The following is a 24,228-nucleotide window of genomic DNA, read 5'->3' as shown; positions in this document are numbered from 1 at the left end:
CGCGTCCTGAGGGGTACGGAATGGATCGGGCGATCGGCTCTTGCCATGCGGCCCCGGAGGCGTCAGCGGTGCTGTCCCTCCGGAACTTGGGCCGGAACGTGGGCGGCCGGAACGTGGGCCGGTGCTCGGCCGGGCCTCTCAGTCCGGCCTCTCAGTCCGGCGTCACCGACCCTTCCGTGAGCCCGTCGTACAGCCCTTGCACCAGTTGTTCACCGAGGCGGGAGGCGAGGCGCAGGGCCTCCTCGAAGGCCGCCAGGTCGCGGAACCGGGTGCCGTAGCGGCGCTGTTCGGACAGGGGGAGACGGGGGAGCTGGAGGCGGCGGACGTCCAGGCGGGTGGCGGTGGAGGCGTAGCTGCTGGCCTGGCGGTTGTTGGCGGTGCCGCGGAGGAAGCCGGCCAGGAACCATGGGTCGAGCGCCGCGGGGTCGGGGCGCAGCAGGGTGAGGTTGCGGCCCATGGCGGCGCCGGCGGTGGTGTCGTCGATGACGCGCGCGATGGCGCCGCCGCCGAGGATGGGGACGACCACATCGCCTTCCTGGACGAGGACCGCCTCCTCGGCGGGAGTGCCGGGCGCGGTCTCCGGGAGGGTGCCGGTGGGGCCGGTGGCGGCGATGACGTCGTGGTCGGTCAGGACGGCGAACGGGACGCCGGGGAGCGCGGTGCCGGGCCCCCCGGCGCGCAGCACCAGGGCGCCGGAGCGGGCGAGTTCGCCGACGGCGGTCATCGGCCAGCGGGCCGGGGGCGCGGCGGCGACGGTGTCCTGGAAGGTCGGGCGGGGGGTGATCCGGGCCGTACGGGCGAGGGTGTCGGTCAGGCGGTCGCGCACCTGGGACAGTACGGCGGGACCGCCGGCCACGGCGGGCGGGGGGAGATGGCGGGCGGGGGCGAGGTCGACATCGTCGTCGAGGAGGTCGATGGCGGCCAACGAGCGTCGTACGCCGGGCATTTCCTCGACGCCGCCGTCCCTGTCGAAGGCGCGCCATGCCTCGACGGCGGTGGTGTGCGCGGCCTGCCAGTCGAGTCTGTCGCGGCCCGGGGGTCCGGAGGAGCCGACGGCGGTCGGCGCCGCGGTGTCCACGACGAGGAGCTGGGGGGCGGGCTGTGCGCTGCCGTCGGGCTTGCGCAGCACCCACAGATGGAGGGGGACGCCGTTGGGCGGGGCCGCGCCGGCGGGCAGCGCGATGACGGCGCGCAGGGCGCCGCGGCGCAGCAGATCGGCGCGGATCCTGCGGCCGGAGCGGCGGGAGGCGGCGGCCGGCGGCATCAGCAGCACGGCGGTGCCGCCCTCGCGCAGCCGGGCCAGCGCGTGCTGGACCCAGGCCAGTTCGGATTCGGTGCGGGCCGGGAAGCCGTACTCCCAGCGGGGGTCGTAGGCCATCTCGTCATGGCCCCAGTTGCGTTCGTTGAACGGCGGGTGGACGAGGACGGCGTCGGCGGCCAACTCCGGGAAGGCGTCGGCGCGCAGGGTGTCGGCGGCCCGTACGTGGACGCGCGCTTCGGGGAGACTCAGCGCGAGGTGGAGCGCGGTGAGTGCGGCGAGGTCGGGGTCGGCCTCCTGGGCGTAGAGGGCGAGGGGGGCCGCGTCCGGGCCGGTGGTGTCGGCGGACTCGGCGGACTCGGCGGAGTCGGCGGACTCGGCTGACCGTTCCTGCGCGGCGGTCAGCAGGGCGCCGGCGCCGCAGGCTGGGTCGAGTACGGAGCCCAACGGGGCGTCGGTCACGGCGAGTTCGGCCATCAGCGCGGCCGGGCCCGGCGGGGTGAGGGTGTACTGGCGGGGGTTGGTGTCCAGATGGCGGCCCAGCAGGAAGGCGTACGCCTCGGGGGCGCCCATCAGCGCCGCGAGCTCGGCGGTGGCGCGCACCAGCGCCGCGGAGGGGGCGAGCGCCTCGCGGGTCAGGGCCCCCACGGGGTGGCCGTCGCCGAGCCGGGCGGTCAGCGCTGAGTCCAGCATCGCGGGCAGGACGCCGGTCAGATGGGCGTCGTCGGAAGCGCCGCGGAGCTGGCGCCAGGCCGCGGGGCGGTCGCGGACCAGGAGCAGAACGGCGCCGGCCTGCTGGAGCGCACCCACGGCGCCGGAGGGATGGCCGACGATCTGCTGCCAGACCCGCTCGCTCAGTGGCACCTCGGCGAGCTTGCCCTGCTCAAGCAGCCAGCGCTCGATGTCACTGAGGGCGAAGGAGGGGCTGGTCTCGGTGCCGCCGACCGGCTTGGGGAAGTCGGCATGCCGACGGCGCCAGTTGCTGACGGCGGCCCGGCCGACCCCGGCCAGCCGTGCGATACCGGCGGCGGTGACCTCGGTGGACCGGTCGGTGCCGCCGTCGTCCGTCGCGTTGTCCGTTGCTGCGTTGTCCGGCACCTGGCTGGCTCCTGTCCCGATGCGTGCCCGCTGCGTGCTGTGTCAGCAGCATACCCATCATGCTACGGAACATCTCTTCACAGCGTGAATCTTCATTAACGATAGAAGCGTGTTGACTCGATTCACACTCTTCTGCTGTGATGGGCTCCGCACATCAGCGGAACGTCGATCAGCGCCCGGAAGGGGCCACTCCCGTATGTCTCACCAGATGCAGTACCAGCCACCCCAGGGCCCCCACGGCCCCCACGGCCCCCACGGCGCGCACGGTGCATACGGTGCACACGGCGCACACGGCGCACCGGCCCAGGCCCGTAACGGCTTCGGCGTCACCGCCCTGGTCCTGGGCATCATCGGAGTCCTCAGCGGCATCCCGATGATCCTGTTCTGGCTGGCCGGGCCCCTCGGTATCCTCGCCCTGATCTTCGGCATCCTCGGCACGAGCCGTGCCAAGAAGGGGCGGGCCACCAACAAGGGCGTGGCGATCGCCGGCACGATTCTGGGCGCCCTGTCGCTCATCCTGACGGTCATCGGCCTCATCGTGACCCTGTGGGTGTTCAACGAGGTCGAGACGGAGATCGAGGAGGAGACGGGCGCCAGCAACAGCGTCACGGACCTCGGCGCAGGCGAGTCGGCGACGTACAACAACGGCGTCAAGGTGACCGTCTCCAAGCCGGCCCCGTACACCGTCGACCCCAACACCCTCATCAGCGGCCACTCCGAGGGCAACAAGGCGTGGAAGATCACTGTCACGGTCGAGAACACCGGTGACGAGGACTTCACGGACCCCTTTATGACCATCGAAGCGGAGGCCGACGGCAGGAAGGCCGAAGAAGTCGCGGACGACACGCACGGCATCCTTGAGCACGACTGGGAGGAGAGGCTCGCCCCCGGCGAGTCGGACAGCGCGGAGCTGGTCTTCGACGCGCCGCCGACCGCCAAGGAGCTCGAGGTCGTGATCACCCCGGACCTGCTGCTCGACGAGGCGGGCTGGAAGCTGCCCCTGTGACCTTCCAGCCGTGAAAAGCCGTCGGCCCGAAACCGTCCCCACGGTTCCGGGCCGACACTCGTGTACGTACCTACGTCGCGTATACGCAGCCGCTTCGCCGAGAACCGGGTCGGCGCCTCCGCCGGGGCGGCACGGCGTCCGGCGTGCTCGGTGCGATCGGACTCAATCGGGAGGGCCGGGCTTGGCGAGCAGGGCCGACGCGGAGCGGTGGATCTTGGTGAGCGCGGCCATCAGGTGCTTTCGTTCGGGGGCGGTGAGGTCGGCGAGGACCTTCTCCTCAAGCGCGCGGCGTTCCGCCTCGACGGGCTCCTGCAGGGTGCGGCCCTCGTCGGTCAGCCAGAGCCGGACGAGCCGGTTGTCGTGTTCGTCGCGGCGGCGGGTCAGCAGCCCGGCGTCGGCCATGCGGGTGGCCATCTTGACGATGGTGGGCGTCGTGACGTGCAGGGCGGCGGCGATCTCGCCCGGAGTGCGGCCGTCGCGTTCCCACAGCAGGGCGAGCAGATAGTTCTGCCCCAGGTGCAGGCCGTGGCGCCGCATGCCTTCGTCGGAGGCCGCGCGAAGCGCCTTGGACGTCCTGCCGTGCAGATCCAGGAACTCGGGCATCCGCCCTCCCCGAAGAGTCGATTGACGGCTAATCATTAACCGGCTATCGTTTTCGCGATTCGCTAGTCGGCAAACGAACTGAGGAGTCGCCATGCTACTGGTCACCGGGGCCACCGGGAACATCGGCCGTGACCTCGTCCGAGAACTGGACGCCAAGGGCGCGGACGTCCGGATCCTCACCCGCGACCCGGCCCGTGCCGCCGCGCTGCCCGACCGCGTCGAGCGGGTCGTCGGCGACCTCGACGAGCCCGCCACGCTGCCGCCCGCCTTCGCCGGCGTGGAGGGGATGTTCCTGCTCACCCCCGGCCTCGGCACCACGCAGGTTGCGCACGCCGTCGCCGCCGCGCAGGACGCCGGGTTGCGCCACATCGTGCATCTGTCATCGTCCAACGTGCTCGTCGAACCCATGCCCGCCATGGGCCGCTGGCACCACGAACGCGAGGAGATCGTCCGCGCCTGCCGGATACCCGCCACATTCCTGCGGCCCGGCGGATTCATGCTGAACACGCTGGAATGGCTGCCCACCATCCGCGAGGGCGGATACGTCCTGGATGCCACCGGCCCAGGCCGCTACGCACCGATCGACACCGCCGACATCGCCGCCGCAGCCGCCGCCGTCCTCACCGAGGACGGCCACGCGGGCCAGGCGTACGACCTCTCCGGCGAGGAACTGTTCACCATCGCCGGGCAGGTCGCGGTCATCAGCAAGACGATCGGCCGTGATCTGCAGGTCCGTAGGGTGAGTTCGGCCGAGGAGGCCGTCAAGGCCCGCTTCGCCAACGGCGCGCCACCGGCGCTCGCCGAGGCACTGGTGGAGGGATTCGAGTTGATGGCGGCCGGCGCCCTGGCCTACACCACCGACAACGTGCGCAAGCTGATCGGACGCGCGCCGCGGACATTCGCCGACTGGTGCACGCGCAACGCCGCTGCGTTCCAGGAAGCGGCGGATTCCTGACGGGCTGCAGGGCCTCTCCCTTGCGTCCTGCCGGCTACCGTCCGACCGTCAGGAGTAGCCCTCCGGCATGTGCATCTTCCCGCCCCCGTGCGGCCCACCGGCCACGTAGACCGTGGACCCGGTCATGAAGGAGAACGCGTCGGCCTGCGCAAGGGAGAGGACCGAGCGTGCGATCTCTTCCGGCGTGGCCAGGCGCTCCATCCCGTCCACGTTGAGCGGACCCCAGGCTTTCTTGAACTCCTCCCACTGCGCGTCGGACATGCCGTCGAGGCGCACGAACGCGGTGTCGGTGGTGCCGGGCAGGATCGCGTTGACGCGGATTCCCTGGGTTCCGTAGTCGAGCGCCGCCGTCTTGATGATCCCGTCGATGGCGTGCTTGCTGGCGGTGTAGGCGGTGCCCGCGGGGCGCACCGAGCCCGAGGAGGTGCAGATGATGACACCGCCGCCGGTCCTGAGCATGTGCGGCACCTGGTACTTGATCGACAGGAAGACGCCGCGGGTGTTGGTGCGGTAGACGTCCTCCCAGGTGTCGAGATCGAGTTCGTGCACGGGCGCGGTGCCGGTGATGCCCGCGTTGTTGAACGCCACGTCGATCCGGCCGTAGATGCGCACGGTGTCGTCCACGAACTTCTCGACCTGCTCCGGGACGCGCACATCGGCCCGCAGGTAGGTGGCGTCTCCGCCCGCGGCGCGGATCTCGCTCTCGACCTTCCTGCCCAGTTCCGTGCGGCGTCCGCAGAAACTGACCTTGGCACCCTCCGCGGCGAAGGCCCGGGCGGTCGCCTCGCCGATGCCGGAGGTGGCGCCGGTGATGAGAACCACCTTGTCGCGGAACCTGCCCGGTGCGGCGTCGCCGGCCGCGGCCCCGGTCCCCGCCGCGGGGCTGTCCTCGGCCGCCGCGCTGTCGGTGGCCCGTGCGCTGGCGAGGGTTCCCGCACCCGCCGCGCCCACCGTGGCCGCACCCAGTACGGCGCCGAGCACGGCCCGGCGCCGCGGCGGGGCGTCGTCCCCGGCCGCGCCGCCCGGCCCGGCGCCCATCGCCCCGGCGCTGTCCGGCTGGTGCGCCGCTCCTGTCCGCTCGAAGTCATCGCTGGTCACGGGAGCCTCCTAGGCAACTGTTCTGCGTGCGCTGTTCGCGTTGTCGCCTCGCCAGCCTCACCGCGCAGCGCTCAGGGCACCTCCTGCGGCCGGCCCGAGCGTCCGGCCAGTAGCAGGAGGTGCCGTCCTCCAGCAGGAGGAGGGTGCGCGCGGAGGCGGCTCGTACAGTGGGGCGCATGGTCCGGGTGCTGTTGCGCTGGGAGATCGCGGGTGACTTCAAGGCCCTGCGGCTCGTCGTGCTGCCCCTGGTGCCCGGGTTCCTCCTGCTGCACACGCCCGGCCGGCAGCCCTCGTCGGTGGACTGGGTGCTCGGTCTGAGCGCGGCACTGCTGAGCCTGGCCTCCGGTCGGATTCCGCTGACGGTGACCGTGGGGCAGTCCGCCCTCGTCGCGATCGCCAGCGCGTTCGCGGACGCCAGCCCGGTCATCGTGAAGGTCATGGCCAGCGTCGCCCTGCTGGAGCTGGCGGTGCGGCGCTGGGGAGTACCGACGATCTGCGGCGCGGCCTCGTTGACCGGCGCGTATGTCGTGGCCATCGCTGACACGCCGGCGTCCGCACTGGCCTCGCTGGGCTACAAGGTGGCCTTGGTAGTGGGTGCGCCGGTGCTACTGGGCGCGTACGTGCGGTCGTTGCAGGACGTCGCCCAGCTCGCCAGGCAACGCGCCGCCGAGGAACGGATCCGGCGCGAGGCCGGTGTCCGCGAGGCCCAGCTCGCCGAGCGGACCGCGATCGCCCGCGAACTTCACGACATCGTCGCCCACCACATGGCGGCGATGGTGCTCCATGTCGGCGTCGCCCGCCATGTGATGCCGCGCCTCGAACCCACCGTCGACCAGGTCCTCGACGACGTCCACCGCGGCGCCTCCACCGCCCTGACCGACCTGCGGCGCCTGGTCGCGGTGCTGCGCGACCCCGACAAGGCACCGGCCCACCCCGAGACCCGGCTCGTCGATCCCGCCGAGCTGCCGACGGAACTCGACGCTCTGATGGAGCGCGCCCGCACCGCCGGAGTCCCCCTCACCGCCTCGGTCGATCCGGCCGTGGCCGGCCTGGACGCGGTACGGGCGCTCACCGTGGTCCGGCTCGTCCAGGAAGGGCTCACCAACGTCGTCAAACACGGCGATCCGCAGCGACCCGCCGGGGTGCGCGTCGGCTTCGCCGGCAGCGGGGAGGTCCAGGTGGAGGTACGCAACGAGGGCACCTTCCCGCTGCCGAACGGCAGCCCCGACTCCTACGGGCTGGCGGGGCTGCGGGAACGGGTCGCCCTCACCGACGGCCGGCTCCACGCGGGCCCGACCCGGGACGGGTGGCGCCTGGCCGCGACCCTCCCGGCAACGGCAACGGCAACGGCAACGGCAACGGGAACGGGAACGCCTGCGGGAACGGATACGGGAACGGCTACGCCAAGCGGCCCGGCCGAGGACGCCGCGTCTCCCACCTCCCGCGGATCGGAGCGGCAGCCGTGATCCGTCTCCTGATCGTGGACGACCAGCAACTCGTCCGCGCCGGCCTGCGGATGCTGTGCACGTCCGCCCCCGACCTCAGCGTCGTCGGGGAGGCCGGCAACGGCCAGGAGGCCGTCCGCCAGGCGCGCGCGGCGGCGCCCGACGTCGTCCTGATGGACCTGCGCATGCCCGGCATGGACGGCACCGAGGCAACCCGCCGCATCCTCGCCGAACGCCCCGCGACCCACGTCGTCGTCCTCACCACCTTCGACGACGACGAGCACCTGTACCCGGCCCTGGCCGCCGGGGTGTCCGGCTTCCTCGCCAAGGACTCCACCCCCGTCGAACTGCTCGCCGCGATCCGCCGCGCCGCGAACGGCGACAACCCGTTCAGCCCCGGCGTCCTGCGCCGCCTGGTCGACGAGGCCCTGCGCACCCACCAGACCACCCGGCCCCCCGGCCGTGACGCGCCCGCCCTCCCCGACCTCACCGCACGGGAACAGCAGGTACTGACCTTCGTCGCCTCCGGTCTGTCCAACGGCGAGATCGCCGAACGGCTCCGCGTGGGCGTCACAACGGTGAAAACGCACGTCGCCAGCCTGATGACGAAGACCAACGCCACCAACCGCGTCCGCCTGGCCGTGTTCGCCGCCCGGCACGACCTGGCCCACCCGGCTGACGTGGGCCCGTGATGACGACCGAGCCGCTCACGACGTCGATTCCGCCGCTCGGGGCGCCGGGTGTGCCGCTCGGGGCAGGCTTCCGGTGAGCCGGTCCAGCGCCTCCTGCGAAGGGCTGCCAGCGGGCGCGGTGCAGGTCACGAACTGATGGTCCGCGGCGGGCCTCCGCCCGGTCGCGGCTGGCGGACACGGACGACTGGCAGTCCGCGGCGGAGCGTGCCCAGGCGCGCGGCCTGCCGGGACACGACGAGGGCGTTGCCCTGGCCGAGTTGCTGGCCGTACTCCCGGCCGAGCGGCGCGCGGCGTTCGTGCTGACGCAGCTGGTCGGCCTGCCGTACGCGGAGGCGGCGCTGCTCAGCGACTGCCCCGTGGGCACCGTGCGCTCCCGCGTCTCCGGCGCCCGCACGACGCTGGTACGCCAGCTCCACGAAGCCGAACTGGCCGGCATCGCACCGGCCGCGGTCTGACGCCGGCAGCCCAGCCGGCAGCGCAGCCGGCAGCGCAGCCGGCAGCCGGCCACCCCGGTCCCCGTCCCGGGGCGCGGTGGCCGGCTGTCGGCGGGCACACCGGCCCGGCCGCCGCGAACAGGCGGCCGGGCCGTCAACGTGCTGCTGTAGGTCGACAGTTGCCCCCGCACGTATCAGGAGACAACGGCCGTGGCAGACGACGCAGCAGGCAGCATGGAAGACCGGATAGACCAGAGCGTGGCGCACTCGGCGCGCATGTGGGACTACTGGCAGGGCGGGAAGAACAACTACGCCGCTGACCGCGCAGCCGGCGACGCCGTCATGGCAACCTTCCCGGGGATCGTCGTAGACGCTCGCCAGCAGCGTGCCTTCCTGCGCCGTGCGGTGCGCTACCTCGCCCGGGAGGAGGGCATACGTCAGTTCCTCGACATCGGCACCGGGCTGCCGACCGTGGACAACACCCACGAGGTCGCCCAGGCCGTCGACCCGGCCTGCCGGATCGTGTACGTGGACAACGACCCCATCGTCCTGACCCACGCGCGCGCCCTGCTGACCTCCACCCCGGAGGGGGAATGCGCGTACATCGACGCCGACGCACGCGACATCGACCGCCTGCTTGAGCAGGCCGCGGAGACGCTGGACTTCACCCGGCCGGTGGGGCTCACGCTGCTCGGTCTGTTCGGCAACATCCCCGACTACGACGAGGCGCTCGCGATTCGGGCGCGGCTGCTGGACGTGGTCTGCTCCGGCTCGTATCTGGTGGTCAGCGACGGCGACACCACCGATCCGGCGAGGGTGGCGGCGGTCGACGGGTTCAACGAGAACAACCCCGGCCACGAGTACACCAACCGCACCGTCGAGCAGATCACCGCGTATTTCGACGGCCTTGAGCTGGTGGAGCCGGGCGTGGTGTCCACGCCGCAGTGGCGGCCTGACGCGGCGATGGTCGGTGAGCCGCCGAAGGCGGCGATCCACTGCGGCGTCGCGCGCAAGCCGTAGCGAACGACGAGCCGGCGCCCTGGCGCCCTGGCGCCCTGGCGCCCTGGCGCCCTGGCGCCCTGGCGCGAGAGCTGCCCTCGCACCAGGGCGCCTGGTCAACTCCCGCCATGGTGAACGGCGCGAGCGCGCGGGCGCGTTCCTTACGGTCGTTCCACCCCGTAAGGGCCCGCGGTCAGGCGCACAGCACGTGCGCAGGTGTGGCGCATGCGGCGGTCGGGGCCGGGGTGTCGCCGAGGGCGCCGTACCAGACCGTGGCCATCTTGCTGTAGCCGCCCGCGTTGGGGTGTACGCCGTCGGCCAGGTCGGCGGCGGTCAGCGCGCTGTACATGTCGACCAGATGCACGTTCTTTCCGGCGTTGGCCGCGTTCTCCACGATTCCGGGGATCGTCGCGTTGAAAGCCCGCACGACCGAGTCGTTGAAGCCCAGTGGGATGATCGTCGCCACGTAGAGGTCCGCGTCCGGCGCCTGCGTGGTGATGTGGTCGACCAGGCCGGCGAGCCGTTGCGGTGCTCCGGCGGGGTCGCCGCCGTACATGTCGTTGGTGCCGATGTGCAGCAGGATGGTGTCGGGGTTGTAAGTGGTCAGCCAGGCCGAGATGTTCTGGTCGATCTGGGAGATCGTCCAGCCCGAGTGGCCTTCGTGATCCCTGTCGCCGAGGCTGTCGGGACCGTTGGACTGGGAGCCGACGAAGTCGACGTCCTGGCCGCCTGCCACGAACTTCTGCCACAGGTCGACGCGGTAGCCGCCGGGGACGTTGAAGCCGTCGGTGATCGAGTCGCCGAGCGGCATGACCCGTACTCCGGCGCCGGGTTGGGCGTGGGCGGTGCCGGCGGTGGGCACCAGGACTGCGATCAGTGCCAGCAGGGAGATCAGGCCGGCGAGAAGGTGTCTGCGTCGAAACACGTGTTGTCCTTCCTCTAGGGAGGCCGGGTCGGCGTCGCTCAGGCGCCGCCGTCGGGGTTGGTCCGGGTGATCGCGGCGGCGGCGAGTGAGGGCAGGACTGTCCTACGGCTGCTGCCGGGTGACGTCTGCATGGCCGATGCCTCTCTGGCGGGGGGCAGGAGGGGTGGTCACTCCTCCTGGGGCATCGATGGGAGCGCTCCCAAGGTAATACGAAGCGGACCCCGCGTAAACGCTTCCGGCAGCGCGGGACCGGGGTCGGTGCTTCCTGGACAACCGGGCCACACTCTTGGTGACAGGGACTGCTGTACGCGCCGCAGCCGGACGGCACGGCCGAAAGTCGGCTGTGCGCCTGCGCCGCGTCGGCGGTGTCCGTAAAAAATGGCTGTCGGCGGACCAACGCGACGGGGCGGGGGGAGGCGGCACGGAGCAGATGGGCGACCGCGTGCGTCGGCTGCGGGGGGCGCGTCGGCGGAGGCGGAGCTGTGGGAGCAGGCGGAGGCTCTCATCGCCGTCAGCCCCCCACGGGGGAGCGCACCGGGAGCGGAGGACTCGGGCGGCTCGCTCAGTTACGGCAGGCTGCCCGACGGTGCAGGACTGCTATGCAGCGCCCGTACGGTGCGGGGGAGTTCCGCACATCGCGGCGGGGCAGCGGAGCGGCGCGTGGACGCCCTGCACCTGCCCGCCGGCGGGAAGGGCCTGGGCGACCTCTGGCCTATCGACGCTTGGCGCTCGGAGGTATGGGACGAGGACGCGGAACTGCCCCGGCCCGCCGGGCACTTCGACCACGAGATGCTCGTCTCCTTCGCGCGCGAGCAGCGCGGACGGGTCGCACCGTTCCTCGCGGACGTACGGCGTCTCTTCGACGCCCGGGCCGGGCGGCAGATCGTCCTCGTCGAGTCCGAGCAGGAGACCGTCGCCCGCTGGATCGCCCTCGCCTGCGCCTCGCTGTCGGGTGAGTACGCCGGCGCCCTGACCTTCGTCACCCGCACCGCGCGGCCGTACGACGCCCCGCAGCAGATCCTGGGCATCGGCCCGGAGACGGAGTTCGACCGCGAGGACCCGGTGGGGCTCCACCACCTTTACCGGGTGCACGACGGTCTCGGCGGCCGGGGCAGTCCGCGGGCCGTCGATCCGTGGGCGGAGATCACGGCGTGGCGGTGGATCCAGGGCTCGACGCCGCGACCGCCCGCGACGGGCTGCCCGTTCGTGCTGGGGCCGGTCGTTCTCCGCCGGGGAACTGCCGGCTCCCGGGCCCCGGTTGTCGGCCGAGGCGGGGTTCTCGTCGGTCGGCCGCGCGCTCCGGCTACCCGTCCGCGTGCGCTCTCCAACGCTCCAGGACTCCTCGATCTGCCGGGCCACTCGCTCGCGGGCCTGGAGGCGGGGCGTGCCGGTCATCAGCAGCCGGCCGTAGTCGGTGTCCTCGTGGCGGCCGACGCGGCCGCTGCCGCGGGCGGAGGTGTGTGCGGCGATCGCGGTGGCGCGGGCGCTGGGGCTCCCGCAACGTCGCCCACCGGGCCGATGCCGCGTGGAAGCGGGGCGCAGTCAACCGCCCCAGTACCGCCTAGCGGTACCGGACGCAGGGAACCACAGTGGGACATCAGCTCTCACTCTGCCTGCAAACCCGGCCCTTCAGGCCGGGTAGTTGACAGCGGTCCGCCTCCATAGCGCAGCCCTGATGCTTCCATTCAGGATACTCTCATAAATGGAAGTATCGGTTAATCACAGGGAGTGTGAGCCTTACGGATTGCGTCGACGATTACCGACAGCGACTGTCGGGTGACGGCAGCTACACGAGTACAGGGCCTACGCGAAGAGCTGGAAGAACGGCGGGAAGGTTCCGAGGCCCCCAATGGCGATGAGCACAAGGCCGATGACGAGGGCACGCACGGTCTCGAACGGCTTGTTGCGCAGTACGTTATGCAGGACTCCCCAAGCCACCAGCCACACCACCATGGCCAGGATGGTCTTGCCGGACAGCGGACCGACCGAGTCGCTCCACTCCAGACCGTCCTTGACCGTCGTGCTGGCCTCGGCAAGCGTAGTGAGAACGCCCAGTGCGGTGGCTCCGACGCCCGAGGCGATGATCGCTGCCGAGATCGGTCCCTCCGCCTTTTCGCTGAGGGGGAAGTCCTCTTCCCCTCCGTCTGCGGTGGGTGTCGCCCCGTTCTTGGGTTCCATGTCCGCGACCCCCTTTCTCAGAGCCTGGTCATTGGACGGGTGCCACCTTGGTGATGAAGGCGCCGAATGCCCCTGCTACCGCGGCGAAGGCGAAGGCGAGGACGAACAGGGTGATGGTGGTGTGGCGGACCCGGTTGTGCCGGATCAGGCCCGGGCCGTAGTACCAGACGATGAAGACGACGGCAGTGGCCAGGATCGGGCTGAGCCAGGCGATGTGCTCCTTCCACTCCATGCCGAATTCGTGCCAGTCAGCCGTGTCCGGGTTGGCAAGCAGCTGTGACCTGGGACTGTCCGGGTTCTCAGCCCGATACCACGGGTAGACGACCCAGGTGCCAGTGATCACGGTCGCCCATGCTGTCACCGCCATGGCGGTGACGCCGATCCGGACCCGCCGCATCCGCTCCACCACACCCTCGCGCGTTATCAGGGCGGGCTTGAGGCTGTACAGCTCGGCAAGCCCGCCGGCGAAGGCGAGCAGGAAGGCGGCGCCAAGGATCATCCCGTGGACGAGGGCCCACCACTCGCGCCCGGTGAAGTTCACGGCCCATCTCCTGCTCAGTCGTCGGAACCGGTGCTGCCGCCGGGCGCCCCTCACTGGCGGCACTGATCGAATTGCGGTACTTAGCCACGGAAAAGATCAGTGGTGACGTTATCCCCGATGCTCAGCGCTGCCGTGCGGGCGCGCCGCGACTACTCTGAGTAGAGGCGGGCCGCTGTTGCGCCCAGGCCAGTCGGCTCCCGGAGGGAGGCCCCCGGTGTCCGTACAACCCCTTGACGCGAAGACCGTGACGGCCCTCGTCAGCGACGCCACGGCCGCACCGTCCATGCACAACGCGCAGCCGTGGAAGTTCCGCTTTTTCCGCGCCGGCCGCACCTTCCACATCCGATCGGATCCCGAGCGGACCATGCCACACACCGACCCCACCACCCGTGCCCTCCACATCGGATGCGGCGCGGCCCTGTTCAACCTGCGTGTCGCCGCCGCTCACGCGGGCTGGGAGTCGACCACCCGCCTGCTGCCCGACCCAGCGGACCCGGAGCTGCTCGCGATGGTGGAGCTGACCGATCCCGTACGCCCGGAGACCGATCTCGCCCCCCTGTACCCAGCTATCCGCCGTCGGCACACCAGCCGTTATCCGTTCTCGGAAGAAGACATACCCAGGGCCATACAGGACGCCTTGTGCGGCGCGGCCCTACGGGAAGGAACACGGCTGCTCTTTCCCTCCGAATGGCATGTGGAGTCCGTGCTGGACCTGGTTCACGATGCCGAGGGGCGGGACTCGTTGGACCCCGGCAAGTTCCAGGACGTCGTCCGCTGGACCCGTATCGGCGCCGACATGACCGGCACGCCGGCCGACGGAATCCCCGACTACGCCTTCGGCCCGCGCAAGCGGGCCGGAAAGGCCCCGGTGCGCGACTTCGCAGGCCGGCGCCCCGTGACCGGCCGCGATGTGGCCACGTTCGAGAACAAACCTCATCTGGCCCTGCTGGGCACAACCGGCGACCGGCCGGAGGACTGGCTCAAGGCGGGACAGGCATTGGAACGCGTCCTTCTCGAAGCGACCCTGGACGGGCTGGCAACCTCGCTCACGTCCCACCCGCTCGAAACGCCGGAACTCCGCTGGGCCGTACGCGACCCGCAGTCGGCGACGGGGTTCGTGCAGATGGTGTTGCGCCTGGGATACGGCGAGCAGGGCCCGGTGACACCACGTCGCCCGGTGGAAGACGTGCTCGACATCGAGCCATAGGAGGTGGTTTCGGGCGCCCCTTCCGACTGGACCGGCGCAGCTTCATCACACATCAATCACGTAGACCGCACCGGTCACGCGGCCAGGACTCGTTGCCCAACCTGCGCAGCAGCGCGGCCGAGGACAGCCGGCCCTCGCGGATCGACAGCACCACCCGCATGAGGTCCTGCCAGTGGTTCTCGATCAGCCGCCAGTTGATGATGTCCTTCTCCGGGTCACCGAACAGCGGCCGGCCGCGCGGTCAGTGCCGCTCGGGGACCACGGCGACGGGGCACGGGGCGTGGTGCAGGAGCGTGTGCGTCACGCGCCCCAGTTGGAGTCCGACGTGCCCGCGCCGGCGGGGTGCGCCGAGCACGACCAGGCCGGCCTCGGCGGAGGCGCCCATGAGCACGTGGTGGGCCGGGCCCTCGGCGACGCGGGGCCGCGCTTCGACGTCCGGGTGTGCGCGTTGCGGCTCGTACAGCACGTCGGTGAGGACTGCCGCGGCTCTCTCCTCGTGGAGCACGGCGGAGTCGTGCCCGAGGTGGGGGTGGTCGGCGGTCTCGTAGATGGGGCATCGCCATGCCCGTACGGCCAGCAGCGGGCTGCGCCGTGCCGCCGCCTCGCGGAAGGCGAACTCGCTGGCGGCCTGCCCTTCGGCCAGTTCGCTCACACCTAGGACGACGGGACGGGAGAGGTCGGCCCAGGTCTTCTCGTCTCCCCGGGTCACGATGACGGGGCAGGCGGCCCGGGCGGCCACCGCGAGGCTCACGGATCCGAGCAGAAGAGAGGCGACGCCGCCCCGCCCGCGGGAGCCGGTGACGACGGCGAGTGCCCCGTGGCTCTCCTCCTGGAGGGCGGTTGCCGGCTCGTCGGCCAGGATCCGGCTGGTCACCTTCAGATCCGGCTGACGCCTGACCGCCCGCTCCGCACCGGACGCGGCGATGTTCTCGGCGAGCACCTCCAGCGGTGGCCGCTCGTCCTCCCGGATGTCGGGGACCACCGATTCGTACCGCTCCCAGAGCGAGGCGAACACGACTCGCAGCGGCACACCGTGGCGGACCGCTTCGTCGGCCGCCAGGTCGATGGCCTGCATGCTGTGAGTGGAGCCGTCGGTACCGACGACCAGGGGGTGTTCCATCACCCTCACGTCCCTTCGTCGAAGTCGCCTCTCCGGCGGCCCGCGCGCCGCCGATCTCCCCTCCAGCGTCCGCCGGGAGGAGTGGCCGGTGGAGGGGCCACTCGGCCCGGCTGCGAGCCGAAGGGTCCCGGTCGGGCCCCTGGCCGCCCGTGGGGAGGCACGACGCCCGCACGACGGAGTGACCACGGCGGACCTGTCTGAGCGGTCCTGACCTGTTCGCCGTTCGAGTGATAGTTCCGCCCGCACGAGGAGATTCCGGTGACGGAGTGGTAATTCGACCTTGCTCGTCCGGGCGCGCGGCCCGTGTCCTGCCCCGGCCCCGGAAGGATCGTCATGAACCATTCGCCGTATCTGGTCAGCGACGTGATGACACGGACGGTCGTCGCGGTCGGGCCGGAGGCTTCTTTCAAGGAGATCGTCGCGACGCTGCGGAAGTGGGAGGTCAGCGCGCTGCCCGTGCTGGAGGGCGACGGCCGTGTCATCGGGGTGGTGTCGGAGGCCGACCTGCTGCCCAAGGAGGAGTACCACGACAGCGCGCTGTCGGCGGCGGACCGGATCCGGCGACCGGAGCACATCGTGAAGGCCGGCGCGGTGGTCGCACGCGACCTCATGACCGCGCCCGCCGTGTCCGTACGGGCCGACGTGACCCTCGCGGAGGCCGCCCGGGCCATGGCCCTGCGGCGCTTGAAGCGGCTTCCGGTCGTGGACGGCGAGGGGCACCTGACCGGCATCGTCAGCCGCGGCGACCTGCTGAAGGTCTTCCTGCGGTCCGATCAGGACATCGCCGAAGACGTGCGGCAGCAGGCCATCGAACCCCTCTTCCCCCTGGGAGGGGCCACCGTGCACGTAGAAGTCAACAAGGGCGTCGTGACGCTCACGGGCTGGTTCCGCAACACATCTCTCGTACCACTGGCGGCACGCATGGCGCGCGCGGTCGAAGGCGTCGTGGATGTCGGCTTCCGTCTGGAGCGGCCGGACGGCGCGCCTGGGGAGGGCCGGCGGGGGGCGGCGGCTCCGGGCCACGAGGGAGAACCGGAGGGCGCGACAGCTCCCCCGCCCGAGGAGCCGACGTGACCGAACCGGGTGGGTTCACCGCCTCCACGGCGGCGCCGATTCGGGTCTTCCTCCTCGACGACCACGAGGTGGTACGGCGCGGGCTCCGGGACCTGCTGGAGGACGAGCCCGACATCCGGGTGGTCGGGGAGGCGTCGACCGCCGGCCAGGCCATGGCCCGCGGCCCTGCTCTCCGGCCCGACGTGGCGGTCCTCGACGTCAGGCTCCCGGACGGCAACGGCATCGCGGTGTGCCGGGAACTGCGTTCCCGGATGCCGGACCTCCCCTGCCTGATGCTCACCTCCTTCGACGACGACGAGGCACTGCTGGACGCGATTCTCGCCGGGGCGGCCGGTTACGTACTCAAGCAGATCAAGAACTCTGACCTGGTCGCGGCCGTGCGCACGGTCGCCTCGGGTCAGTCGATGCTGGATCCGGCCACGACCGGCCGGCTGCTGGACAGCCTCCGGGGCGAGCCCGAGGCCGCCGGGGAGCAGGGTCCGCTGTCGGACCTCGCTCCCCGGGAGCGGGAAATCCTCGCGCTGATCGGCGACGGGCTCACCAACCGGGAGATCGGCAAGAAGCTGTATCTCTCGGAGAAGACTGTCAAGAACAACATCTCCCGGCTGCTCAGCAAGCTCGGGGTCGAGCGCCGCATCCAGGCCGCCGTCATCGCCACTCAGGCCGGCGTACGACCGGACGGCGAGGGCACCGGGGGCCGGTGACCCGGGCCGGGGGTTATCCGGGCTGCCCGGTCATTTCCCGGCGAGGGGCACGGACCAGGTCACACTCGTGCCGCCCTGCCGCGGAGCCGCGACCGAGAGCCGTCCGCCCAGTTTCTCCGCGCGGTCGGCGAGATTCGCCAGTCCGCTGCGACGGCCGTTCTGCGGCATACCCACCCCGTCGTCCTGCACCGACAACGTGGCCGTACCGTCGGTCACGGTCAGGGCCACCTCGGCGGCGGTCGCCTGCGCGTGCCGGGCGACGTTGGTGAGAGCCTCACCCAGCACCGCCCCGACGGCGTCGGCGACATCCCTGGGCACGTCCGTGTCGATGAGACCCTCCAGACGGAGGGAGGGTGTGAACCCGAGGGCCGGCACGGCGTCCTCCACCGCCCGGACGACCTCGGCCCGCAGACCACCGCCTTCCCTTCCCCGCCTGGTGCGGAGACCGAAGATCGTCGAGCGGATGATCCGGGTGGTCTCGTCCAGGTCGTCCACCGCACGCAGCAGACGTGCGCGGGCTTCCTCGTGCTCGACGAACCGCAGAGCGCTCTGCACCGAGATCCCGGTGGCGAACAGCCGCTGGATCGCGAGGTCGTGCAGGTCCCGCGCAATGCGGTCGCGGTCCTTCAGGAGCGCGATCTGCTCCGCGTCGCGCCGGCGGTCGGCGAGTTCCATGGCGATCGCGGCCTGCCCCGCGAAGGCCAGCAGAGGGCCGGTCTCGACCTCGGTGAACATATCGAGAGGGTCGCAGCGGGCGAGCAGCAGCACTCCCCGGACGCCCTCCCCGGCGACCATGGGGACGGCGACCGCCGGCCCGAGCGTCTGCGGCCTGGGCGGTCCCGCGGTGATCCGCGGATCACGGGAGATGTCGGTGCTCGTGATCGGCTTCCCGGCCTCGGCAGCCGCTCCCACGAACGATCCGCGGCGGGGCAGCAGCACACCCTGGTACGTCTCCGCCTCGTCCCCGGAGGCGAGCGCCACCCGCAGCTGTCCGGAGTCCCCCTCGGTCAGGGCGAGGACGCCGAGGTCCGTCCGCAGAATGCGGCGGGCACGGTCGACGATCATCTCCACGACGGCGGGTTCCTCCAGCCCGGAGAGCAGACCGGCGGTGATGTCCGCGTTGGCCTCAAGCCACCGTTCGGTGAACCGCAACGGTTCCGGGTCATGTACAGGCTCGCCCGGACGGCGTCTGTACGGGCTCACGCCTCGCTCACTCACCGGCCCTCCGTGCGACCTCGCTCCACGCCCCTTTTCCTCACGTTAACGCCAGACTTGTCGGCCCGCCGCCGATGCGGGGCGGTGTCGCACGGCGCACTGGACCGATCGCGAAGCGTCACGGTCGGCGCCGGCCGGCCCGGGGCGGTGCCCGAAGGTCCCTGCGTTGAACCCGTACGGCCCTCGTGGTCCACGGTGTCGCCACGGCAGCCTGAGGGGGCGGCATGGCGCATGTCGCGACGCTCTTCCGTGACCGGGCAGCACGTGACCACAAGCCCGGTCGGCCCAGGGAGGCAGCATTGACAGCGCGGCACGTGGTGGTCGGCGTGGACGGGTCGGATCCGAGCATGGCGGCTGTTCGGTGGGCGGCGGCGGAAGCGGCCTCGCGTCGGATCTCTCTGCGCATCGTCCACGCCGAGGCGTCGCCCACGGGTGGCGGGCAGGTCGGCCCCAGCGGCTCGCTGCACGAGGAGTGGGTCCGGGAGCGGATCGCCGCCGCATGCCGGGAGACGGCGGAACGGTACCCGGAAGTAGAGATCAGCGGTGGCGTGACGACCGAGCCGGCGGTGGCGGCGCTTCTCGACGCATCGCAGGAGGGTGAACTACTCGTCCTGGGGTCGCGGGGCATCGGTGCGGCTGCGGGCTTCTTCACCGGGAGTATCGCGTTGCCGGTGGTCGCGCACGCCACCGGGCCCGCCGTCCTGGTACGCCAAGGCTGGCAGCCGGACACCGGGGAACGGGACCTTCCCGTGGTGGTGGGCGTAGATCTCGACCACCGCTTCGAACCGGTACTGGAATTCGCCTTCGATGCCGCCCGCCGGGCGGGTCGCACGCTCCGCGTCGTCCACATGTGGCAGCGCTCGTCCATCTATGCATATCCGTCGGCACTGCCGAACCCGAAGGTCGGCGCCGGTTTGCAGGCGAACACGGAGAAGAAGTTCGACTCCGCCCTCGACGCCTTCCGGACCGGCTACCCGGACGTCGAGGTGGAGCGCGCGCTGCTGGACGGCGAGGTGGCGCCGCGGCTGCTGGAGCAGGGCGCCGACGCCGAACTGCTCGTCGTGGGACGCCGCATGCACAAGCACCTGCGGTTCCCCACGCTGATCGGTCCGGTGACGCACGCCCTGCTGCACCACGCCACCGCACCCGTCGCCGTCGTCCCGCACGAATGACAACCCGAGCGTGGGAGGGAAGATGCAGCACCGCAAGGTCAGCGACCTGATGACCCGGCACGTCGTCAGTGCCCGGTACGACACCCCGTTCAAGGAGATCGCCCGCCTGCTGACCGAACACGAGATCACCGCACTCCCCGTCGTCGACGACGGCGGACGGCCCATCGGCGTGGTGTCGGAGGCCGATCTGCTGCGGAAGGCCAGTGACCAGCCCGGTATAGGCGGGAGGGTGCCCCTGCCGCCCCTCGAGGCGTGGGAACGCGCCAAAGCCCAGGGCACTCGTGCCGAGGAGCTGATGTCCGCCCCCGCCGTCTGCGCTCACCCCGACTGGAACGTCGTTGAAGCCGCTCAGCTCATGGAGGTGCAGCACATCAAGCGACTGCCTGTGGTGGACGACACGGACCGGCTGCTGGGCATCATCAGCCGTCGGGACCTCCTCCGGATCTTCCTCCGCAGGGACGACGCCATCCGGGAGGAGATCGAGCACGACCTCCTGCAGCAGACCGTGGGCCTGGCGCCCACACAGGTGTCTGTTGCCGTACAGGGCGGCCGGGTGGAGTTGCGGGGAGTGATCGAGACCAGGAGCCTGATCCCCATCATCGTACGGCTCTGCCGCTCGGTGGACGGCGTGGTCGGCGTCTCCCACCGCCTGTCCTTCCAGGTGGACGACGCCGGCGGCACTCCCCTCGCGGCCTGAGCCCCGGGGAAGGCGGACACCGGCGGAGCCGCCGGGGCTTCGGTGCCGGCAGGGTCGTTCAGGCGTCGGGGAGCCGGAGCCGGCGGGACTCGCCCGGTTCGACGGTGACGGTGCGGTCGGGAAGTACGAGGGTGAGCGGCGGCTCCGTGGACAGCGGGACGGTGACGTGGAGTCGGCCGGCGCACAGGCGCAGTTCGATGCCCTGGTGGCCGCGGTAGCGCACGCGCAGCACGTACTCGGACATCTGCGGCATCGGTACAGGGTCGAGCCACAGACTGTCCTCGCGCGTCTCCAGGCCGGTGAGGCCGCGCTGGACCATGTCGAGGGTGCCGGCCATGGCGCCCAGGTGGATGCCCTCGCCGGTGGTGCCGCCCTGGATGTCGCCAACGTCGCTGGTGAGCGCCTCCAGGCAGTACCTCCAGGCCGTGCTGCGGCGGGCCCGGGCGAGGACCCAGCCGTGCACGAGGCTGGAGAGGGTCGAGCCGTGGCTGGTGCGGGCCAGGTAGTAGTCGACGGTGCGGCACCACAGCTCGTCGTCGAAGTGGTGCCCCAGTCTGCCGAAGACACCGGCGAGTTCGGCCGGGGAGAAGAGATAGCCGAGTATGAGGACGTCGGCCTGCTTGGATGCCTGGTAGCGGTTGACGGTGTCACCCTCGGCCTCCAGGATCCGGTCGAGGCGGCGGATGTCGCCGTAGCGGCTGCGGTAGCCGTCCCAGTCGAACTCGGCAAGCTCGCCGTAGCCCTCGAACTGGCTGATCACGTCGCGGTGGAACGGCACGTGGAGGGCGCGGGAAACCTCGTCCCATCGGGTCGTCTCCTCCTCTCCCAGTCGCATCCGCTCGACCAGCTCGCGCCGACGTGCCCCGGGCAGCCCGGCAAGGAGTTCGAGCGCGCGCCCCAGCACCCAGGCGGCGGTGACGTTGGTGTAGGCGTTGTCGTCGAGCCCCGGCCGCCCGGCCCCCGGGTAGGCGTCGTGGTACTCGTCGGGGCCGACCACGCCGCGGATGCGGTGGCGGCCGTACGCGGAGTCCCAGGCGGCGAGGTCGGCGAAGAAGCGCGCGACCTCCAGCACCGTCTCGGCGCCCCTGCCGTGCAGGTACGCGGTGTCACCGGTGGCCTGGCCGTACCGCCAGACGTTGTAGGCGACGGCCAGGCCCACGTGGTGCTGCAGCCGGCTGTGATCCGGCAGCCACCGGCCGGAGCGCGGGTTGAGATGCAGCTCCTGGGTCTCCTCACGGCCGTCGCTGCCGCTCTGCCAGGGGTACATGGCGCCGCGGTGCCCTGCAGCGGCGGCGGCCCGGCGGGCCGCGGGCAGGCGCCGGTGGCGGTAGTCGAGCAGGGCCCGGGAGACCTCCGGCAGGTGGAGGTTCAGGTACGGCAGCACGAACAGCTCGTCCCAGAAGACGTGCCCGCGGTACGCCTCACCGTGCAGGCCGCGCGCGGGCACCCCGGCGTCCAGCTCCGCGGTGTGCGGGGAGAGGGTCTGCAGCAGGTGGAAGAGGTGCAGCCGCAGGATCTTGCGGGCTTCCCCCGGCACCTCAAGCTCGGTCCGCTGCCACAGGCGCTCCCAGGCGTCGGTGTGTGAGACCAGGAGGGCGGTGAAGTCCGGGCTCCGGGAGGCGTGTGCGCGGGCGGCCGTGAGCGGGTCGGCGATCACGGGGTCCCGCGAGGTGTACAGCGCCGCGGTCTTCTCCACGGTGACCGGCTCGCCGGCCGCGGCGCGGACGGTCAGGCGCCGGGCGACGCGCGCGTCGCCGTGGTGCACGGGCCGTGAGCCGGTGACCTCACCCGCGGTGACCCGGGTGCGGGCCGCCAGCGCGATGCGTACGCCGGAGCCGCTGGTACGGCAGCACAGCCACACCGTGTCGGGCTCGCCGGCGCCGGTGCCGACGCCGGTGAAATGCCGGCCGGCGAGCCAGCGGTAGCGCTCGACGCCGGAGTTGGTCACGGAGCCGTCGAGCGCCGCCTCGACCTCCAGCGTTCCCGACCAGCCGAGCGGGGTCAGCGTGGTGCGCAGGGCTGCCAGGTGCGGGTCGCCCATGTGCACCAGGCGCGTCTCGTCCAACTCGATGCGGCGCCCTTGCGGGTCTGCGAAGACGGCGCTGCGCTCCAGCACCCCGGTGCGCAGCCGCAGGCGCTGCCGGTACGCGGCGGGGTCGGCGTCGGCGGTGGTGAGCCAGCGGCCGGGGGCGTCACCCTCCGGGCGGACGCGGAGGCGCAGCGGCAGCCAGTTCGGCAGGTTGACCATGTCCTCGTTCTCGACCTGCCGTCCGGAGACGGTGGAGGTGAGACGGTTGTAGACGCCGGCGGCGTACGTGCCCGGGTAGTGGATCTCGTCGGCGCGGGACTCGGGAGCGGCGCCGCGAGTGGCGAAGCGGCCGTTGCCCAGCGTGCACAGCGCCTCGCGTAGCCGTTCCTGGTGCCGGTCGTAGCCCTCGTACGCCCAGGTCCAGTCGTCGCTCATGGGACGAGCAACTCCGTCAGGTCGCGGACCACCAGATTCGCGCCGCACCGCCGCAGGTCGGCGGCGCTCGCCCCGGTGCCGGTCCGGTCCACTCCCACCACCAGGGCGAAGCCGCCGGCCCGGCCGGCCTCGACGCCGGCCAGGGCGTCCTCGACGACCGCGGCCTCGTACGGCTCGGTCCGCAGCCGACGGGCTGCTTCGAGGAAGAGGTCCGGCACGGGCTTGCCCCGCAGGCCGAGACGGTCGACGTCGGTGCCGTTGACCAGGCAGGCGAAGCAGGCCCGTACGCCGGCGCGGAGCAGCAGGCCACGGGCATGCCGAGAGGCGGAGACGGCTGCGCAGGGCACGCCGGCCCGGCGCAGCCGGTCCAGCAGGTGCACGGTGCCCGGATACGCGTCCACCCCGTGTGTGTCGAGGTGGGCGGTGAAGGCCGCCTCCTTGGCCGCGGCCACCGCCCACACGCTGCCGGTGCCCGCGGGGTCCTGCGGAGTGCCCAGGTGCAGCGTCATCCCACGGGCGGCGAGAAAGTCCGTAGCGCCGGGTGCCGCCGCGGTCATCGGCACCGCCTCCTCTCGCGGGTAACGTACGGCCGTCCCGGCACCGCGGCGGGGACCTGCCCGGGAGCGGCTGCGGGCCCGCGTCCAACAACACCCGGATGCTCGACGGCGCCGACGCTGAACCGGGCGCACCCGGGCCGCGACGCCTCTACCGATGCCCTTTGCCACGATTGCGGGGCTTGCGGCTGACCCCAGGATGGGGTCATGACTCCCACCGGCCCCGGAGACCGCTTCGACGCCTTTCGCGCACTGGCCGACCGGAGCGGACGGCCCGGGCAGCGGCTGCTGGAGTCCCTGGCCGGAAGCAGAGCGGGTACGGGAGAAGACCCCGGAGCGGAGCGCCCCGGACTGAGGATTCCGGACATGTTCGCCGCCGCCCGGTCGGGTGCACTCCGGGCGCTGTGGATCACCGGCGAGGACGTCTGTGCCACCGACCCCGACACCGACCAGGTGGCCCGCGCGCTGGACGCCTGCCCGCTGGTGGTGTGCAACGAGCTGTTCCTGTCGGAGACCGCCCGCCGCGCCGACGTCGTGCTCCCCGTCGCGTCCTGGCTGGAGAAGTACGGCACCTCCGTCAACATCGACCCGAACACGCCGATGTCGTCACGTCCTGCCCCGAGTGCAAGGTGACGGCGGTACGCGTGACAGCGCGATGAGCGCGCCGTCTACCGGCGTCAACGCCGTTCCGCCCGCGACGGCATTCCACGCGGTGGCCGTTCCGGTCTGAGCCGGGCGACCGTCACCTCCTGCAGCAGAACCGACGCCGGCTCCTCCTCCGCCAGCACC

Annotated in this window: 23 protein-coding genes and 1 pseudogene; 13 read left to right on the top strand and 11 right to left on the bottom strand. The window is 71.8% G+C overall.

Going from position 1 to position 24,228, the window contains the following annotated elements; genetic code table 11:
* Window positions 1-151: 151 nt before the first annotated feature.
* The gene (locus T328_RS19900) at window positions 152-2,356 is read right to left on the bottom strand and encodes an N-6 DNA methylase (protein ID WP_496497437.1); all 2,205 of its coding nucleotides are present in this window, start codon (window positions 2,354-2,356) and stop codon (window positions 152-154) included.
* A gap of 196 nt (window positions 2,357-2,552) precedes the next feature.
* Here T328_RS19900 and T328_RS19895 point away from each other — a divergent pair, with 196 nt between their 5' ends.
* On the top strand, window positions 2,553-3,362 hold the full coding sequence (locus T328_RS19895) for a DUF4190 domain-containing protein (protein WP_496497436.1): 810 nt from the start codon (window positions 2,553-2,555) through the stop codon (window positions 3,360-3,362).
* Between the two features lie 162 nt (window positions 3,363-3,524).
* On the opposite strand, the gene T328_RS19890 is transcribed toward T328_RS19895, so the two are convergent.
* Window positions 3,525-3,965 carry a MarR family winged helix-turn-helix transcriptional regulator gene (locus T328_RS19890; RefSeq protein ID WP_496497435.1) on the bottom strand — a complete coding sequence of 147 codons (441 nt, stop codon included), beginning with the start codon at window positions 3,963-3,965 and terminating at the stop codon, window positions 3,525-3,527.
* A gap of 91 nt (window positions 3,966-4,056) precedes the next feature.
* On the opposite strand from T328_RS19890, the gene T328_RS19885 reads away from it, so the two are divergent.
* Complete coding sequence (locus tag T328_RS19885; RefSeq protein ID WP_496497434.1) at window positions 4,057-4,920, top strand: NAD(P)H-binding protein; 864 nt, start codon at window positions 4,057-4,059, stop codon at window positions 4,918-4,920.
* 48 nt (window positions 4,921-4,968) lie between these two features.
* On the opposite strand, the gene T328_RS19880 is transcribed toward T328_RS19885, so the two are convergent.
* Entirely contained in the window at window positions 4,969-6,018 is a 1,050-nt protein-coding gene (locus tag T328_RS19880) for an SDR family NAD(P)-dependent oxidoreductase (protein WP_496497433.1), read from the bottom strand.
* Window positions 6,019-6,194: 176 nt separating this feature from the next.
* Between T328_RS19880 and T328_RS19875 the strand changes: the two genes are divergently transcribed.
* The 4 genes and pseudogenes from T328_RS19875 to T328_RS19860 all read left to right on the top strand — a co-directional run bounded on the left by T328_RS19875 (window position 6,195) and on the right by T328_RS19860 (window position 9,609).
* Window positions 6,195-7,484, top strand: coding sequence for a sensor histidine kinase (locus T328_RS19875; RefSeq protein WP_496497432.1), 1,290 nt, complete (start codon window positions 6,195-6,197; stop codon window positions 7,482-7,484).
* Window positions 7,481-8,155, top strand: a complete 675-nt coding sequence (locus T328_RS19870; RefSeq protein ID WP_496497431.1) for a response regulator transcription factor — start codon at window positions 7,481-7,483, stop codon at window positions 8,153-8,155. The genes T328_RS19875 and T328_RS19870 overlap by 4 nt, the downstream gene beginning before the upstream one ends.
* Before the next feature lie 140 nt (window positions 8,156-8,295).
* Window positions 8,296-8,610 (top strand): annotated as a pseudogene (locus T328_RS19865) (sigma factor-like helix-turn-helix DNA-binding protein); the annotation flags it as partial.
* 213 nt (window positions 8,611-8,823) lie between these two features.
* Window positions 8,824-9,609, top strand: a complete 786-nt coding sequence (locus T328_RS19860) for an SAM-dependent methyltransferase (RefSeq protein ID WP_496497509.1) — start codon at window positions 8,824-8,826, stop codon at window positions 9,607-9,609.
* A gap of 172 nt (window positions 9,610-9,781) precedes the next feature.
* Here T328_RS19860 and T328_RS19855 read toward each other — a convergent pair whose 3' ends face one another.
* The gene (locus tag T328_RS19855; RefSeq protein ID WP_496497430.1) at window positions 9,782-10,513 is read right to left on the bottom strand and encodes an SGNH/GDSL hydrolase family protein; all 732 of its coding nucleotides are present in this window, start codon (window positions 10,511-10,513) and stop codon (window positions 9,782-9,784) included.
* Between the two features lie 378 nt (window positions 10,514-10,891).
* Between T328_RS19855 and T328_RS19850 the strand changes: the two genes are divergently transcribed.
* Window positions 10,892-12,178, top strand: coding sequence for a GAP1-M domain-containing protein (locus tag T328_RS19850; RefSeq protein WP_496497429.1), 1,287 nt, complete (start codon window positions 10,892-10,894; stop codon window positions 12,176-12,178).
* Between the two features lie 138 nt (window positions 12,179-12,316).
* On the opposite strand, the gene T328_RS19845 is transcribed toward T328_RS19850, so the two are convergent.
* Both T328_RS19845 and T328_RS19840 read right to left on the bottom strand, forming a co-directional pair.
* Window positions 12,317-12,691 (bottom strand): hypothetical protein, encoded by a 375-nt coding sequence (locus tag T328_RS19845; RefSeq protein ID WP_496497428.1) that lies wholly within the window; start codon window positions 12,689-12,691, stop codon window positions 12,317-12,319.
* 28 nt (window positions 12,692-12,719) lie between these two features.
* Entirely contained in the window at window positions 12,720-13,232 is a 513-nt protein-coding gene (locus T328_RS19840) for a hypothetical protein (RefSeq protein ID WP_496497427.1), read from the bottom strand.
* A 214-nt stretch (window positions 13,233-13,446) separates the two neighbouring features.
* Here T328_RS19840 and T328_RS19835 point away from each other — a divergent pair, with 214 nt between their 5' ends.
* Window positions 13,447-14,439 carry an Acg family FMN-binding oxidoreductase gene (locus T328_RS19835; protein ID WP_496497426.1) on the top strand — a complete coding sequence of 331 codons (993 nt, stop codon included), beginning with the start codon at window positions 13,447-13,449 and terminating at the stop codon, window positions 14,437-14,439.
* A 52-nt stretch (window positions 14,440-14,491) separates the two neighbouring features.
* Here T328_RS19835 and T328_RS19830 read toward each other — a convergent pair whose 3' ends face one another.
* Both T328_RS19830 and T328_RS19825 read right to left on the bottom strand, forming a co-directional pair.
* A complete protein-coding gene (locus T328_RS19830; RefSeq protein ID WP_496497508.1) occupies window positions 14,492-14,638 on the bottom strand; it encodes a Tn3 family transposase in 147 nt (48 codons plus the stop codon).
* Window positions 14,639-14,680: 42 nt separating this feature from the next.
* Complete coding sequence (locus T328_RS19825; protein ID WP_496497425.1) at window positions 14,681-15,559, bottom strand: universal stress protein; 879 nt, start codon at window positions 15,557-15,559, stop codon at window positions 14,681-14,683.
* Window positions 15,560-15,892: 333 nt separating this feature from the next.
* Here T328_RS19825 and T328_RS19820 point away from each other — a divergent pair, with 333 nt between their 5' ends.
* Together T328_RS19820 and T328_RS19815 are read left to right on the top strand one after the other, a co-directional pair.
* Window positions 15,893-16,633: a CBS domain-containing protein gene (locus T328_RS19820; protein WP_496497424.1), complete on the top strand. Its 741-nt coding sequence runs from the start codon at window positions 15,893-15,895 to the stop codon at window positions 16,631-16,633.
* Complete coding sequence (locus T328_RS19815) at window positions 16,630-17,337, top strand: response regulator (RefSeq protein ID WP_496497423.1); 708 nt, start codon at window positions 16,630-16,632, stop codon at window positions 17,335-17,337. The genes T328_RS19820 and T328_RS19815 overlap by 4 nt, the downstream gene beginning before the upstream one ends.
* Window positions 17,338-17,367: 30 nt before the next feature.
* On the opposite strand, the gene T328_RS19810 is transcribed toward T328_RS19815, so the two are convergent.
* Complete coding sequence (locus T328_RS19810) at window positions 17,368-18,489, bottom strand: GAF domain-containing sensor histidine kinase (protein ID WP_496497422.1); 1,122 nt, start codon at window positions 18,487-18,489, stop codon at window positions 17,368-17,370.
* A 362-nt stretch (window positions 18,490-18,851) separates the two neighbouring features.
* Between T328_RS19810 and T328_RS19805 the strand changes: the two genes are divergently transcribed.
* Complete coding sequence (locus T328_RS19805) at window positions 18,852-19,724, top strand: universal stress protein (RefSeq protein ID WP_496497421.1); 873 nt, start codon at window positions 18,852-18,854, stop codon at window positions 19,722-19,724.
* Window positions 19,725-19,746: 22 nt separating this feature from the next.
* Window positions 19,747-20,421, top strand: coding sequence for a CBS domain-containing protein (locus T328_RS19800; RefSeq protein WP_496497420.1), 675 nt, complete (start codon window positions 19,747-19,749; stop codon window positions 20,419-20,421).
* A 58-nt stretch (window positions 20,422-20,479) separates the two neighbouring features.
* Here the strand turns inward: T328_RS19800 and T328_RS19795 are convergent, their stop codons facing one another.
* A complete protein-coding gene (locus tag T328_RS19795) occupies window positions 20,480-22,885 on the bottom strand; it encodes a glycoside hydrolase family 65 protein (protein WP_496497419.1) in 2,406 nt (801 codons plus the stop codon).
* Complete coding sequence (locus T328_RS19790; protein WP_496497418.1) at window positions 22,882-23,442, bottom strand: HAD family hydrolase; 561 nt, start codon at window positions 23,440-23,442, stop codon at window positions 22,882-22,884. The genes T328_RS19795 and T328_RS19790 overlap by 4 nt, the downstream gene beginning before the upstream one ends.
* Window positions 23,443-23,646: 204 nt before the next feature.
* Here T328_RS19790 and T328_RS19785 point away from each other — a divergent pair, with 204 nt between their 5' ends.
* Window positions 23,647-24,072 (top strand): molybdopterin-dependent oxidoreductase, encoded by a 426-nt coding sequence (locus T328_RS19785; protein ID WP_496497417.1) that lies wholly within the window; start codon window positions 23,647-23,649, stop codon window positions 24,070-24,072.
* The last annotated feature ends 156 nt before the right edge of the window (window positions 24,073-24,228 follow it).

This window comes from Streptomyces sp. CNX435, assembly GCF_059570575.1.
Note: the sequence above shows the minus strand (reverse complement) of the source record. Positions and strands in the feature narration are given on the sequence as shown.